General features: G+C 73.6%; 10 protein-coding genes. 5 read left to right on the top strand and 5 right to left on the bottom strand.

Features of this window, described 5'->3' with window-relative positions; genetic code table 11:
* Positions 1 to 199 precede the first annotated feature (199 nt).
* The 4 genes from AB0R04_RS04600 to AB0R04_RS04585 form a co-directional block, all read right to left on the bottom strand.
* On the bottom strand, positions 200 to 2,335 hold the full coding sequence (locus tag AB0R04_RS04600; RefSeq protein WP_363368176.1) for a protease pro-enzyme activation domain-containing protein: 2,136 nt from the start codon (positions 2,333 to 2,335) through the stop codon (positions 200 to 202).
* Between the two features lie 461 nt (positions 2,336 to 2,796).
* Positions 2,797 to 4,284: an FAD-dependent monooxygenase gene (locus tag AB0R04_RS04595; RefSeq protein ID WP_363368174.1), complete on the bottom strand. Its 1,488-nt coding sequence runs from the start codon at positions 4,282 to 4,284 to the stop codon at positions 2,797 to 2,799.
* A gap of 156 nt (positions 4,285 to 4,440) precedes the next feature.
* Positions 4,441 to 6,141: a phenylacetic acid degradation protein PaaN gene (gene paaN, locus AB0R04_RS04590; RefSeq protein WP_363368172.1), complete on the bottom strand. Its 1,701-nt coding sequence runs from the start codon at positions 6,139 to 6,141 to the stop codon at positions 4,441 to 4,443.
* A gap of 197 nt (positions 6,142 to 6,338) precedes the next feature.
* Entirely contained in the window at positions 6,339 to 7,607 is a 1,269-nt protein-coding gene (locus tag AB0R04_RS04585; RefSeq protein WP_363368170.1) for a hypothetical protein, read from the bottom strand.
* Between the two features lie 148 nt (positions 7,608 to 7,755).
* Here AB0R04_RS04585 and AB0R04_RS04580 point away from each other — a divergent pair, with 148 nt between their 5' ends.
* Positions 7,756 to 8,340 (top strand): TetR/AcrR family transcriptional regulator, encoded by a 585-nt coding sequence (locus tag AB0R04_RS04580; protein ID WP_063348430.1) that lies wholly within the window; start codon positions 7,756 to 7,758, stop codon positions 8,338 to 8,340.
* Positions 8,341 to 8,369: 29 nt separating this feature from the next.
* Here the strand turns inward: AB0R04_RS04580 and AB0R04_RS04575 are convergent, their stop codons facing one another.
* The gene (locus AB0R04_RS04575) at positions 8,370 to 8,816 is read right to left on the bottom strand and encodes an Lrp/AsnC family transcriptional regulator (RefSeq protein ID WP_063348429.1); all 447 of its coding nucleotides are present in this window, start codon (positions 8,814 to 8,816) and stop codon (positions 8,370 to 8,372) included.
* 164 nt (positions 8,817 to 8,980) lie between these two features.
* Between AB0R04_RS04575 and AB0R04_RS04570 the strand changes: the two genes are divergently transcribed.
* The 4 genes from AB0R04_RS04570 to AB0R04_RS04555 all read left to right on the top strand — a co-directional run bounded on the left by AB0R04_RS04570 (position 8,981) and on the right by AB0R04_RS04555 (position 14,298).
* On the top strand, positions 8,981 to 10,120 hold the full coding sequence (locus AB0R04_RS04570) for a thiamine pyrophosphate-dependent dehydrogenase E1 component subunit alpha (RefSeq protein WP_363368168.1): 1,140 nt from the start codon (positions 8,981 to 8,983) through the stop codon (positions 10,118 to 10,120).
* On the top strand, positions 10,120 to 11,124 hold the full coding sequence (locus tag AB0R04_RS04565) for an alpha-ketoacid dehydrogenase subunit beta (protein WP_363368166.1): 1,005 nt from the start codon (positions 10,120 to 10,122) through the stop codon (positions 11,122 to 11,124). Before AB0R04_RS04570 ends, AB0R04_RS04565 begins: the two co-directional genes overlap by 1 nt.
* A complete protein-coding gene (locus tag AB0R04_RS04560) occupies positions 11,124 to 12,446 on the top strand; it encodes a dihydrolipoamide acetyltransferase family protein (RefSeq protein ID WP_363368373.1) in 1,323 nt (440 codons plus the stop codon). Before AB0R04_RS04565 ends, AB0R04_RS04560 begins: the two co-directional genes overlap by 1 nt.
* 223 nt (positions 12,447 to 12,669) lie before the next feature.
* Positions 12,670 to 14,298: a globin domain-containing protein gene (locus AB0R04_RS04555; RefSeq protein WP_363368164.1), complete on the top strand. Its 1,629-nt coding sequence runs from the start codon at positions 12,670 to 12,672 to the stop codon at positions 14,296 to 14,298.
* Positions 14,299 to 14,316 lie beyond the last annotated feature (18 nt).

Genomic DNA, 14,316 nt, shown 5'->3' with positions numbered 1-14,316 from the left:
GAGAGGCTACGTCATCAGTCGTGCGTATGACAGGGGTCACGGCAGGTGAACCGAAGGGTTAGTGATCTTGAAACAGTTCGGAAACACACGCCCTCGCCGTCCGCCCACGCCGCCCGCCGCGACGGGCGGACGCACACCGCCGGGGCGGGCCGTGTCGGCGCCGCCCCGGCGGGGGTCAGGTGGTGCTACCCGCTGGTGGTCAGTTGACGTTCAGCGCGACGTCGTCGATCACGAAGCTGGTCTGGTTGGAGCCGTCCTCGGTGCCGGTGAACTTGATGGTCACGCTCTTGCCGGCGAAGGAGGAGAGGTCCAGGGTGCGCTTCACGTAGCCGGCGGCGGCGTTGACGTTGGAGTACGTCACCAGCGTGGTGCCGTTGGCCTGGACGGTCAGCTTGTCGTACGCGGTGGAGCCGGTCTCCGCGGTGTCGATGTGCAGCCAGAAGGTGAGGCTGGCGGACTTGCAGCCGGCCGGCACCGAGACGGTCTGCGACAGGGTGTCGGTGTGGGCGCTGCCGTAGCCGTCCAGCCAGGCCTTCCAGCTGCCCGAGTGGGCCGCCTGCGAGGAGCTGTTGTCGACCACGCCGCTGGAGGTGGTCCACGGGGCGGCGGTGCCGGTCTCGAAGCCGCCGTTGCCGATCAGCTGGGCCGCGGTGCAGCCGCCGGGCGGGGTGGTGGAGCCGCCGCCGAGCAGGGCGGTGGTCAGGCCGTCGGCGATCGGGGTGCCCCAGCCGGTGACCTGGTCGTAGCCCGTCCCGGCCGGGAAGTCCTGGTTGGAGCCGCTGGTCACGTCGTGGAAGGCACCGGCGTAGTTGCTGCTGTTCGCGACCGCGTACAGCTTCGGGCTCGCCTCGCCCAGCACCGGCTGGCCGGCCGCCTTGGCCTTCTGGTTGAACTGGGCCGCGTAGCCGGCCCACAGCGGCGCCGCCGCGCTGGTGCCGCCGTAGACCTGCCAGGAGCCGGCCGTGTAGATCGCGAAGCCGCTCGCCGGGTCGGCGTTGGAGGAGACGTCCGGGACGGTGCGCATGGTGCCGGTGCCGGTTTGCCAGGTCGGCTTGCCGAACACGGTGGAGACGCCGCCGCCGGCGCCGCTCCAGGCGCTCTCCGAGGAGTACGAGGTGCCGGACACCTGGAGGTTGGTGCCGCCGACGCCGGTCTGGTGCGGGCTGGACGCCGGGAAGTCGACCGCCTTGACCGACGAGCCGCTGGTGGAGCGGGTGCAGTCGCGGGAGCCGTCGTCACCGGAGGCGGAGAAGATCGAGATGCCCTGGGCGGCGGCCTGCTTGAAGGCGTTGTCCACGGCCGTCATCGAGGCGGCGGTGGTGTCAGGCTCGCAGGAGCCCCACGAGATCGAGATGACCGAGACCTGGTTGTCGGCCACGATCTTGTTGGCCATGTCGATCTCGCCCTGGTCGCTGTTGGGCGCCTCGTAGACCAGCTGGGTCGCCTTCGGCGCCGCGCCGCGGACGATCTCGCTGTCCAGCTCGACCTCGCCCTGGCCCTGGCCGGGGGCGGAGTCGTAGTTGGCGCCGTCCACCGAGACCGTGGAGACGGCCGGGCCGGACAGGCCGTACTGCGAGTCGTAGGTGGTCAGGTTGGAGGACGAGTAGCCGTCGAACTCCCAGAGGGCGACCGTCGTGCCGGTGCCGTCGGCGCCGGTCTTGTTCAGGTTGTAGGCGCCGTCGTACTGCGACGGGCCGAAGCCGCTCGGGGTCGAGGAGGCCGTGTGCGGGGTGACCGAGTTCGGCTTGGCCAGGCGGTTCTTGCGGACCGCGTGGTTGTCCAGGCCGCTCACGCCCTGGACCACGTCGGCCAGGTCGGCCGGGACGGAGGCGGCGGCGTCGTTGGCGAAGAAGGCGCGCTGCAGCTGCGGGTCGACGTAGGAGCTCTCGTGGGTGCCGAAGGCCTGCGAGATCTGCGCGTTGGTGCCGTGGGCGCTGACCACCTGGCGGTTGGCGCTCACCTCGGTGACGGTCAGGCCCTGGGCGGCCAGGTAGGTCTTGACCTGGTCGACGGCGGCCTGGGTCGGCCCGAACCGGGCGGTGAACTGCTCCGGCGTCAGGTACTTGCCGAACTCGGGGGTGCCGGGGGTGGCGACCGCGGTGAGGAAGTGGTCCAGGGCGGCGGTGTCACGCAGCTTCAGGCTGACGGCCACCGAGATCTGCTGCTCGGCCGGGACGTCGCCCTTCTTCTCCGAGTGGGCCACCGCCGGGTTGACGGTGTTCGGGAGCGCGACACGGGGAGCGGGGGCGGCCTGCGCGGTGGAGACACCGAGCGAGACGGCGGTCAGCGGCAGTACGGCTATCGCCGCGGCGAGGGCAAGGGAGCGGGGGCGCAACGGATCCTCCTCTGGCCGGCTGTGGGGGCCGGCAAGGGGCCAGAGCGTTCCGGAGTCGAAAACGCTGGCTAGAACATGACAGAACCAGTGGGCAAAGTGGCTCATGGTCAAGCAATTCGTTGCTAAAAAACAGTCAACTGTGGACACCCGGAATGCGGGGATTCCATACAGTGAATGGCCCGGATTCCGGAACCGGTCCCTACCGGTGGGGGGCGGAAGGGACGGACGTGGAATCGGGTGGGGCCGGGCGGGAAGCACGGCCGGCGTGGGCCGAATGACGACGCGCGGAAATCGGGCGCGGGCGGCGCGGAACTATGTGAAAGGCGCGGCCCGGCAGCTGCTCTGACGGCGGGCCGGGCGGGGCCGACGGAGGGGGCCGGGAGGGTCTGACGGTGGGCCTGGAAGCTCTGACGGCGGGCCGGGGCGGGTGCGCGGGGAGGCCGCGCACCCGCCGGCGGGGGTCAGGGGGTGCCGAGCCAGGCGGTGAGGGCGGTGCGGAGCTCGCCCTGGCCGGGGTCGACGGCGCCCCAGGCGGCGTAGCCGTCCGGGCGGATCAGCAGGACGGTGTCGCGCAGCTTGCCGTGCGGGTCGGCCGGGGCGGCGGTGACCATGCGGTCCGCCCAGGGTTCGGCGGCGGCCAGCTCGTCGTTGCTGACCAGGACGAACTTCCCCTCGCGCAGCGCCTCGTAGAGCCGCTCGGGGGCGGCCGGTGCGCCCTCGACGGGCTTGCGCAGCGCCGTCAGCCGCAGGTCCGGGACGCGCTTGCCGACCTGCGGGTGGGCGTCCTTCGGGGCCGGGTAGGAGATGTCGATGCCGGAGACCATCCGGGCGCCGCGCTCGGTGACCAGGTCGAGGTGGCCGCCGAGCGTGGTGAGCGCCCCGCGCAGTGCGCGGGTGGGGGCGGACTCGGCGAGGGCGAGCCGGATCAGCGCGCCGGAGGTGCGCAGCACCGTCCGGCCGACCGGGTGCCGTTCGCTCTGGTAGGTGTCGAGCAGGGCGTCGGTGGCGCGGCCCTGGAGGGCGGCGGCGAGCTTCCAGGACAGGTTGGCGGCGTCCTGGAGGCCGGTGTTCATGCCCTGGCCGCCGGCCGGGGAGTGGCAGTGCGCGGCGTCGCCGGCCAGGAAGACCCGGCCGGAGCGGTAGTTGGGGGCCTGGCGCTCGTCGCTGTGGAAGGTGGAGCTCCAGCGGACGTCGTGCAGGCCGTAGTCCTCGCCGAGGGTGGTCCGGGCGATGGCGGCGAGGCGCTCCGGCGAGGGGGTGGTGCCGTCCGGCTGCCGCTCCTTGCGGTCCCAGGCGATCAGCCGGTACCAGCCGTCGCCGAAGGGGGCCAGGAAGGAGAAGCCGGTCTCGTTGGCGCCGACGGTGATGGTGTCGGCGGGCTCGCGCTCCAGCCGGACGTCGGCGAGCATCACCGAGTCGACCACGGACTCGCCGGGGAACGGGATGCCGAGCAGGTCGCGCACGGTGGAGCGGACGCCGTCGGTGCCGACCGCGTACCGGGCGGTGAAGGCGTTCCCGTCGCGGGTCTCCAGGGTGACGCCCTCGGCGTCCTGGCGCAGGGCGGTGACCTCGGCGCCGCGCAGGATGGTCGCGCCGGCCTGCTCGGCGCGCTCCTGGAGCAGCCGTTCGACGTGGTACTGCGGGGTGATCAGGACGAACGGGAAGCGGGTGGGCAGCGAGCTCAGGTCGATGCCGAAGCGGTCGAACATCCTCAGGCCGGTGACCGGGCGGCCGGTGGCGATGAGGTCGTCGGCGAGGCCGCGGGCGTCCAGGAGCTCCAGACTGCGGGCGTGCACGGCGAAGGCCCGGGTCAGGTTGGACTCGGCGCCGCGCTTCTCCAGGACGGTGACGCCGACCCCGGCCGCGGCGAGATCGCCGGCCAGTAGCAGTCCGGTCGGTCCGGCACCGACGATCAGGATGTCGGTGGCGGTCGTCGGCTTCGCGGTCATGTGTCAGCTCCCGGTGTTCGGAGGGCGGTTGGACGCCGTGTCCGGCGTTCTCCCAGACTCCATCATCCAGGGCCCGCGGGGAGCTGTGAACCGCCGGGCCCCGGCGGTGGGTGACCGCCGGGGCCCGGAGCGGATCGGACGGGGCCGGGACGGCGCTCAGCCGTGCCGGCGGACCTCCACGGTACGGAACCGGTTGGCGACGAACGCGCCGTCGCAGTAGGCCGAGTTGGCGGCCGGGTTGGCACCGGTGCCGTGCAGGTCGGAGAAGGCGGCGGTCTGGTTGGGGTAGACGCCGCCGGTCAGGTTGAGCGAGAGCGAGACGCCGGCGTCGAGCGCGGCCGCCACCAGCAGGCCCTCCACCTCGGGCGAGGTGGTGTAGCCGGAGGCGGTCATGGCGCCCTTGTCGCGGACGGTGGTGCGCAGCAGTTCGACGGCGGCGGGGGTGGACTCGACGGCGACGGCGAAGGAGACCGGGCCGAAGCACTCGGTGCGGAAGACCGCGCGGTCGTCCGGCTTGTCGGCGTCCAGCTTGACCAGCGCGGGGGTGCGGACGGTCGCGCCGGGGAAGTCCGGCGAGGTCACCGCGCGCGGGGCGAGGGCGAGCTCGCCGTACTCGCCGCCGGCCGCGGCGGCCGAGCGCTGCAGCACGCCCGGGTTGACCACGGCGCCGAGGATGGCGGCGGCGCGGGCGTCGTCGGAGAGCAGGCCGTCGATGGCGGCGGCGAGGTCGGCGACGACCTGGTCGTAGGACTTGTCGCCCTGGTCGGTGGCGATGCCGCCGCGCGGGATCAGCAGGTTCTGCGGGGTGGTGCACATCTGGCCGCTGTAGAGCGAGAGGGCGAAGGCCAGGTTGCCGAGCATGCCCTTGTAGTCGTCGGTGGAGTCGATGACGACCGCGTTGACGCCGGCCTTCTCGGTGTACACCTCGGCCTGCTTGGCGTGCTCCTCCAGCCAGTCGCCGAAGGCGGTGGAGCCGGTGTAGTCGATCAGCCGGATCTCGGGGCGGACGGCGAGGGTCTGGGCGACGGTGCCGCCCTCGTGCTCGACGGCCAGGCAGACCAGGTTGGGGTCGTAGCCGGCCTCGGCGAGCACCTCGCGGGCGGTCCGGACGGTCAGCGCGAGCGGCAGCACGGCGCGCGGGTGCGGCTTGACCAGCACCGGGTTGCCGGTGGCCAGCGAGGCGAACAGGCCGGGGTAGCCGTTCCAGGTGGGGAAGGTGTTGCAGCCGACCAGCAGCGCGAGGCCGCGCGGGACGACGGTGAACTCCTTGGTCATCACCAGGGGTTCGCGCTTGCCCTGGGGCTTGGTCCAGTCGGCCCGGCGGGGCAGCCGGGTCTGCTCGGCGTAGGCGTAGGTGACCGCCTCCAGGCCGCGGTCCTGGGCGTGCGGGCCGCCGGCCTGGAAGGCCATGCCGTAGGCCTGGCCGGTGGTGTGCATGACGGCCTGGCCGAACTCGTGGGAGCGGGCGTTGATCCGGTGCAGGATCTCCAGGCAGACGGCGGCGCGCTCCAGCGGGGTGGCGGCGGCCCAGTCGGGGCGGGCGGCGCTCAGCGCGGCGATCAGCGCGTCCGGCTCGGCGTGCGGGTAGCCGATGCCCAGCTCGATGCCGTACGGGGAGGCCTCGCCGCCGACCAGGTCGCCGTCGGCGGGGTGGCCGTCGAGGGTGAACGGCTTGCCGAGCAGGGCGTCGAAGGCGGCCTTGCCGTCCGCCGGGCCGCTCTCGCCGTACGCCTTCGGGAACTCGGGGTAGGGCGACCAGTAGTCGCGCTTGGCGGCGGCGTCGAGGGCGGCGTCCAGGGTGGCCTGGTGGCGCTCGACCAGCTCGCCGACGAGGGGGTGGGTGACCGCTGCGGACATCTGTGCGCTCCTCAGGAGGGAGGACGGGACACGTCACAGGGTAACCGAACGATCGGTCGGCTCAAGAGGGTGCAGGGAACGGAATCCGGGAAAACGCACGGGCGCGGTGTCCGGAAACGCGCGGGCGCGGTGTCCGGAAAACGCGCGGGGGCGCGTCCGTGGTGGACGCGCCCCCGTGGGCCGGTGCCGGGCAGGGCCTACGGCACGCCCAGCTCGAAGATGACGTACCCCGCGTACCAGCCGGAGGCGACCGCGCCGAACCCCAGCACCGCGGCCAGCACCGGCCAGCTGAGCTTGCGCATCGCCACCGCGAGCGCGATCAGCAGCGGGAACGCCGGCAGCAGGTAGCGCGAGACGTTGCCGAAGATGCCGAGGCTCCCCAGCACCGAGACGATCGTGGCCAGCGTGTAGGCGGTGAGCACCAGCGGCGGGCGCAGCCGGATCAGCAGCACGATCAGCACCGGCAGGGTGAGCACGATCAGGGTGGCGAAGAGGTCCGGCACCGGGAACGCGAACGGGTAGTCGTTGCGGCCCAGCAGCACGCCGCGGATCGCGTGCCAGGTGCCCTGGCCCCAGTCGAAGTAGTGCAGCCAGGCGTCGTGCTGGAGCCGGAAGTAGCCGCCCCACTCGCCCATCCGCCAGCCCACCCAGGCCACGTAGCCGAGCAGGCCGACCGGGGCCAGCAGCATCGCGGTCAGCGGGCGCAGGACGCCGCTCTCCCGCCGGTACAGCTCCACCAGCGCGGCCAGGCCGACCGCGCCGATCAGTGCCGCGGCGGTCGGCCGGTTGAGCCCGGTGACCAGGGTGATCACCCCGGCGGCGACCCACTGCTTGGTCATCACGCAGTAGCAGGCCCAGGCGGCCAGCGCGACGAAGGTGGAGTCCGAGTAGACCGCCCACTCGGCGCCCGAGCCCGGGGCGATCGCCCAGATCCCGGCCGCGATCACGCCCGCCCTGGGGCCGGCCATCCGGTCCACCACGGCGTAGATCCCGGCGGCGGCGAACAGCGAGGCCACCACCGACACCAGCATCCCGGCGCCGTACAGGCCGAGGCCGGTGACGTCCGAGGTCATCCGCATCAGGCCCGGGTAGAGCGGGAAGAACGCGGCGGAGTTCTGCTCGACGGAGAAGCCGACCGGGCCGTTGGGGATCGTGACCAGCGCCGGGTGGTAGCCGAACTGGGCCACCTGCTGGTACCACCAGCCGTCCCAGGTGGCCAGCACGTCCCAGGGGTTGGCGCCGCCGCCGAACCGGGCCGGCTTCTTGAGGTAGTCGCCGGAGAAGGAGAGCAGCTTCATGAAGACGGTGAAGCCGATCAGCTTCAGCACCGCGTAGCACCACACCGCCGGCCCGAACCGGACCACCAGGGCGCGGGCGCCTTCCCGCCAGCCGCTGCCGGGCACGCCCCCCGGATCATCGCTGCGCTGCTCGGGCACGTCGGAGGCGACGGCCGGTATTGCGTTCATTCGGACTGGACCCCACCCTGCTGGACGTGGACGATCGTCCGCCGAGTCTAGGGCCTGCGCATCGGGGCCTGGTGTGGACCAGAGCGCCGGTGCGGACCCGACCGGACCCGATCGCGTACGGCGCGGGGCGGCCGGGGATACTCGGAGGATGGCCGATCACAGCACGCGTACCGCCTACACCGTGGAGTCACTGCTCGCGGTGACCGTCGACGTGTTCAACGAGCGCGGCTACGACGGCACCTCGATGGAGGACCTGTCCCGGGCGGCCGGGATCTCCAAGTCGTCCATCTACCACCACGTCCGCGGCAAGGAGGAACTGCTGCGGCTGGCCGTCGGGCGGGCGCTGGACGGGCTGTTCGCGATCCTGGCCGAGCCGGCGGCGGTGCGGGGCCCGGCGGTGGAGCGGCTGGAGCACGTGGTGCGCCGCACCGCCGAGGTGCTGCTCGCGGAACTGCCGTACGTGACGCTGCTGCTGCGGGTGCGCGGGAACACGGTGACCGAGCAGTGGGCGCTGGAGCGGCGCCGGGAGTTCGACCACCAGGTCGCCGAGCTGCTGCGGGCGGCGGTCGCGGACGGTGCGCTGCGTGCGGACGTCGAGCCGCGGCTGGCCACCCGGCTGCTGTTCGGGATGATCAACTCGATCGTGGAGTGGTACCGGCCGGGCCTCAAGGGCACCGACGGCGTCGCGGACGCGGTCGTCCACCTGGCCTTCGACGGGCTGCGCGCGCGGTAGCCGCCACCGGCCGGCCGGTGGCCCGGCCGTCAGTCCGGGGGGACCTGGTCGGTCTCCTCGAAGATCAGCATGGTCCGGGTGCCGAGCACCTGGGGGATGGACTGGATGCTGCCCAGCACCAGCTCCCGCAGCGCGTGGTTGTCGGCGGTGTGCACCAGCAGCAGGACGTCGAAGTCTCCGCCGACCAGGGCGATGTGGGCGACCCCGGGGAGCTGCAGCAGCTGCTCCCGGACCGTACGCCAGGAGTTCTGGACGATCTTCAGGGTGATGTACGCGGACGCGCCCTGACCTGCCCGTTCGTGGTCGACGCGGGCGGTGAAGCCGCGAATGATGCCGTCCTCGACCATCCTGGAGATCCGGGCGTAGGCGTTCGCCCGGGACACGTGCACCCGCTCGGCCACCGAGCGGATCGAGGCGCGGCCGTCCTGCTGCAGCAGCCGCAGGATCGAACGGTCGACCCGGTCGAGTCTGGACATCTGTTCAGCCGACATGACCCCCCACCCTCGCCGATTGGACACACTGCCACCAGTCGACCGCCGCTCAGGCCGAATGTCCACCACCTTGTCACGCTTCTGGTCAAGATGAACAGACGACCGAACAATCGGTAGGGAGCCCCCGCCACCCCAGGAGGTGCCCCGAGATGACCGTTCTCGACCACAGACACCACACGGCGGTGCCCGGCTGGACCCCCGGAGCCACCGCCCCGCGGACCGACCCGGCCCCCCTGCTCCCGGACGCCTCACCGGTCCGGGTGCTCGGCACCCCCGCGCTGGAGAAGTACGACCCCGCACTGCTGCGCGAGCTGTACCGCCGCCTGGTGGTCGGCCGCCGCTTCAACCAGCAGGCCACCACCCTGACCAAGCAGGGCCGGCTGGCCGTCTACCCGGCGTCCACCGGTCAGGAGGCCTGCCAGGTCGCCGCCGCGCTGGTGCTCGGCGAGGCCGACTGGCTGTTCCCCAGCTACCGCGACACCCTCGCGGTGGTCTCCCGGGGCGTCGACCCGCTGGAGGCGCTGACCCTGCTGCGCGGCACCGCCCACACCGGCTACGACCCGCGCGCCACCCGCACCGCCCCGCTCTGCACCCCGCTCGCCACCCAGGCCCCGCACGCCGTCGGGCTGGCGCACGCCGCCCGGCTGGCCGGCGATCCGGTGGTCGCACTGGCCATGCTCGGCGACGGCGGCACCAGCGAGGGCGACTTCCACGAGGCGCTGAACTTCGCCGCGGTGCTCCAGGCACCGGTGGTCTTCCTGGTGCAGAACAACGGCTACGCGATATCCGTCCCGCTCAGCGCGCAGTCCGCCGCGCCCACCCTCGCCCACAAGGCCGTCGGCTACGGCATGCCGGGCCGGCTGGTGGACGGCAACGACGCGCCCGCCGTGCACGGCGTCCTGACCGAGGCGGTCGAGCGGGCCAGGACCGGCGGCGGCCCGACCCTGGTCGAGGCGCTCACCTACCGGGTCGAGGCGCACACCAACGCCGACGACGCCACCCGCTACCGCACCGATCCGGAGGTGGCCGCCTGGCGGGAGTACGACCCGATCCTGCTGATGGACCGCTCGCTGCGCGAACTCGGCGTCCTGGACGACGCGCTGGTGCAGTCGGCGGCCGACGAGGCGGAGGCGCTGGCGGCCCGGATGCGGGCCGAGTTCCACGTCGACCCCGAGCTGGACCCGATGGCGCTGTTCACCCATGTCTTCGCCGAGCCGACCCCGCAACTGCGGGAACAGGCCGCCCAGTTGTCCGCCGAGCTGGCCGCCGAGGCCGAGGTGCAGCACTGATGAACCAGACGGCCACACCGACCCGTACGGCGACCATGGCGCAGGCGCTCAACGCGGCGCTGCGCGACGCCCTGCGCGAGGACCCGGCGGTGCACGTGCTCGGCGAGGACGTCGGCGCGCTCGGCGGCGTCTTCCGGATCACCGACGGGCTGACCGCCGAGTTCGGCCCCGACCGCTGCCTGGACACCCCGCTGGCCGAGGCCGGCATCCTCGGCACCGCGATCGGCATGGCGATGTACGGGCTGCGCCCGGTCGTCGAGATGCAGTTCGACGCCTTCGCCTACCCGGCGCTGGAGCAGCTGTTCTCGCACGTCGCCAAGATGCGCAACCGCACGGCCGGCCGGCTCCCGCTGCCGATCACCGTCCGCATCCCGTACGGCGGCGGCATCGGCGGGGTCGAGCACCACAGCGACGCCTCCGAGGCGTACTACGCGGCCACCCCCGGCCTGCACGTGGTCACCCCGGCGACGGTCGCCGACGCGTACGGGCTGCTGCGGGCCTCGATCGCCTCCGACGACCCGGTGGTCTTCCTGGAGCCCAAGCGGCTCTACTGGGGCAAGGACGGATTCGACCCGGCCACGCCGGTCGAGCCGATCGGCCGGGCCGTGCTGCGGCGGCCCGGCACCTCCGCCGTGCTGATCACCTACGGGCCCTCGCTGCCGGTCTGCCTGGAGGCGGCCGAGACGGCGAAGGCCGAGGGCTGGGACCTCGCGGTGCTGGACCTGCGCACCCTGGTGCCGTTCGACGACGAGACGGTCTGCCGGGTGGTGCGCTCGCTCGGCCGGGCCGTGGTGGTGCACGAGGCGAGCGGCTTCGGCGGCACCGGCGCGGAGATCGCCGCCCGGGTCACCGAGCGCTGCTTCCACCACCTGGCCGCGCCCGTGCTGCGGGTGACCGGCTTCGACATCCCGTACCCGCCGCCGATGCTGGAGCACCACCACCTGCCCGGGGTGGACCGGATCCTGGACGCGGTCGCCCGGCTGCAGTGGGAGGACCGAGGATGATGCCCGTCGTGCGCGAGTTCCGGCTGCCCGACCTCGGTGAGGGACTCACCGGGGCCGAGGTGGTGCGGTGGCTGGTCGAGGTCGGCGAGGTGATCGCGGTCGACCAGCCGGTGGTGGAGGTGGAGACCGCCAAGGCCGTGGTGGAGGTGCCCTGCCCGTACGGCGGGGTGGTCACCGCCCGGTACGGCGAGGAGGGCGAGGAGATCGCCGTGGGCGCGCCGCTGGTGACGGTCGCGGTGGCTCCGGCGGACGGGGCCTCGCTGCTGGTCGAGGCGGCGGCCGGGATGCTGGCCGAGGCGGCGGCGGAGGTGGAGCGGCCGCTGGTCGGGTACGGGGTCGCCGAGCCGGGGAAGGGCGGGCGGCGGCGCCGGGTGGGGGGTGCTGTTCCTGCTGTCGTTCCTGTTGCTGTTCCGGTTGTTGTTGCGGCTCCCGCGCTGGTGGTGCGGACCGTTCCGGGCGTGGTGCCGGTGATCTCACCGCTGGTGCGGCGGCTGGCCCGGGAGCAGGGGGTCGACCTGGCCGCGCTCTCCGGCAGCGGCCCGGACGGGCTGATCATGCGCGCGGACGTCGAACGGGCGGTCGCGGTGAAGGCGGCGGCCCCGACGGCGCCGACGGCTCCGGCGCCGGTTGCGCGGGAGGGCGTCGTCCCGCTGCGCGGGCTGCGCAAGGCGGTGGCCGAGAAGCTCAGCCGCAGCCACCGGGAGATCCCCGCCGTGACCTGCTGGGTGGACACCGATGCCACCGAACTGATGCTGCTGCGGCGGCAGTTGAATGCCGCCCCGGGCCCGAAGGTGAGCGTGCTGGCGCTGCTCGCCCGGATCTGCACGGTCGCGCTGGCCCGCTTCCCGGAACTCAACTCCAGTATGACGGAGGACGGTTCGGGCATCATCCGGCACTCGGCGGTGCACCTGGGCTTCGCCGCGCAGGGCGAGCGGGGTCTGGTCGTCCCGGTGGTGCGGGACGCCCACACCCGCACCACCGAGCAACTCGGCGAGGAGCTGGGCCGGTTGACCGAGGCGGCGCGCGACGGCTCGCTCACCCCGGCCGAACTGACCGGCGGCACCTTCACGTTGAACAACTACGGGGTGTTCGGTGTGGACGGCTCCACCCCGATCCTGAACCACCCCGAGGCGGCGATGCTCGGGGTCGGCCGGATCGTCGCCAAACCCTGGGTGCACGAGGGGGAGTTGGCGGTGCGCGAGGTCGTGCAGCTGTCGTTCACCTTCGACCACCGGGTCTGCGACGGCGGGACGGCGGGCGGCTTCCTGCGGTTCGTCGCGGACTGCGTGGAGCGGCCGGGGACGCTGCTGCGGCAGCTCTGAGCACGGCTCGGTCGCCCTGGGTGGCGTGCTCCGCACCCAGGGCGACAGGGCGTGAATCGAGGGAGACTAGCGCGTCCCGGGCCCGGGTGTCCGGGCTTCGCGTGATTTGTCGGATGAGCAGTTCGGGCGTGCCACGCTGCCTAGGCGCCAGCAGAGACAAGCCAGGTGGTGGCGCAGGGCGGCCGGAGGCGAAACGATTCTCTTGGGTACTCGAAACGTTGCGGTGAAGTCCCGCAGAACACTTCTGGTCCGCACCGGGTACGGCTCGGCGGGCGCCGCCTCCGTCCCGGGCCTGCCGGAGCTCCCGGCGGACGTGGCGGCGGACGCGGTGGCCGGGGCGGGGCCCGAACGGCCGCCGATGCCGCTGGACCCGCCGGACCTCCCGCCGCAGATCCCGGCCGAGGCGCCGACGGCCGTCCTCCCGGCGGTGCCCGCCCTCCCGTGGGTGCCCGCCCCGCCGGTGCAGCCGCCGGCCGTCCCCGCGCCCGGCTACCCGGAGCCGCCCGCCGAGCCGCCGGCCGCCCCCGCGTTCCGGCCGCTGTTCACCGATGCTCCCGGCCTCAACTGGGCTGGACCCGGAGACAGTTGGACCAGGGCCTGGGCCACGCAGGAGCCCGCCGAGGGCCGGCCGACCCAACTGTCGGCCCCGTTGCCCGCCCCGCTGCCCGCCCCGGACCGGGGCGCCCCCGACCGCGGCGCCTCCGCCGTCGAACAGCCGCTCACCGTACGGGACGTGGAGCTGATCCGGGCCAGCCTGGCGGTCGTCGAGCCGGTCGCCGACCGCGCCACCGCGCACTTCTACGCGCTGATCTTCCTGCACCACCCCGAGGTCCGGGCGCTCTTCCCCGCCGCCATGGACGTCCAGCGGGACCGCCTGTTCCGCGCGCTGCTGGCCGCCGCCCGCAGCGCCGACGACCCGGCCGGCCTGCGCGTCCACCTCGGCGCGCTCGGCCGCGGCCACCGCCGGTACGGCACGCTGACCGGCCACTACGGCCCGGTGGGCGAGTGCCTGGTGCAGGCGCTGGCCAGGTACGCGGGCAGCCGGTGGGACGCCGAGACCGAGCTGGCCTGGCGCCGGGTCTACCGGCTGGTCTCCTCGATCATGATCGAGGCCGCCGAGGACGCCGCCCGCACCTCGCCGCCCTGGTGGCAGGGCGAGGTGGTCCGGCACGAGCGCCGCACCCGGGACGTCGCGGTGATCACCGTCCGGCCGGACCAGGCGTACCCGTACCGGGCCGGGCAGTACACCAGTCTGGAGACGCCCTGGTGGCCGCGGGTCTGGCGGCACTTCTCGTTCGCCTCGGCCCCCCGGCCGGACGGGCTGCTGACCTTCCACGTGAAGGCCGTCCAGGCGGGCTGGGTGAGCAACGCGCTCGTCCACCGGGCCGCGCCCGGGGACGTCCTGCGGCTGGGCCCGGCGGCCGGCACGATGACCGCCGACCACGTCGCCGGCGCGGACCTGCTCTGCCTCGGCGGCGGCACCGGCATCGCGCCGATCCGCGCGCTGGTCGAGGAGGTGGCCGAGCGCGGCACGCCGGTCGGCGCCGTCGACGTGTTCTACGGGGCCCGCCGCGCCGCCGACCTGTACGAGCTGGACGGGTTGGACGAGTTGGCCCGGCGGCTGCCGTGGCTCACGGTGCGGCCGGTGCTCTCCGGCACCGGGCCGGCCGAGGGTGCGCTGACCGGCGAACTCCCGGAGGTGGTAGGGCGGTTCGGTCCGTGGGCCGGGCGGGAGGCGTTCCTCAGCGGGCCGCCCGCGATGGTCCGCCGGGGCGTGGGGGTGCTGCTGCGCTCGGGCGTGCCGGCCGAGCGGATCCGGCACGACCTGGTGGGCGACCTCGCGGCGGGGTGAGCGGGCGGCGGGGTGATC

This window comes from Kitasatospora sp. NPDC056731 (genome assembly GCF_040687675.1).
In the GTDB taxonomy this organism is placed as follows: domain Bacteria; phylum Actinomycetota; class Actinomycetes; order Streptomycetales; family Streptomycetaceae; genus Kitasatospora.
Note: the sequence above shows the minus strand (reverse complement) of the source record. Positions and strands in the feature narration are given on the sequence as shown.

Excerpts from the sequence above, each read along its gene's own strand:
- AB0R04_RS04595 (WP_363368174.1), bottom strand. The coding sequence starts at position 4,284 with ATGACCGCGAAGCCGACGACCGCCACCGACATCCTGATCGTCGGTGCC.
- AB0R04_RS04585 (WP_363368170.1), bottom strand. The coding sequence starts at position 7,607 with ATGAACGCAATACCGGCCGTCGCCTCCGACGTGCCCGAGCAGCGCAGC.
- AB0R04_RS04565 (WP_363368166.1), top strand. The coding sequence starts at position 10,120 with ATGAACCAGACGGCCACACCGACCCGTACGGCGACCATGGCGCAGGCG.
- paaN (WP_363368172.1), bottom strand. The coding sequence starts at position 6,141 with ATGTCCGCAGCGGTCACCCACCCCCTCGTCGGCGAGCTGGTCGAGCGC.
- AB0R04_RS04570 (WP_363368168.1), top strand. The coding sequence starts at position 8,981 with ATGACCGTTCTCGACCACAGACACCACACGGCGGTGCCCGGCTGGACC.
- AB0R04_RS04575 (WP_063348429.1), bottom strand. The coding sequence starts at position 8,816 with ATGTCCAGACTCGACCGGGTCGACCGTTCGATCCTGCGGCTGCTGCAG.
- AB0R04_RS04560 (WP_363368373.1), top strand. The coding sequence starts at position 11,124 with ATGCCCGTCGTGCGCGAGTTCCGGCTGCCCGACCTCGGTGAGGGACTC.
- AB0R04_RS04580 (WP_063348430.1), top strand. The coding sequence starts at position 7,756 with ATGGCCGATCACAGCACGCGTACCGCCTACACCGTGGAGTCACTGCTC.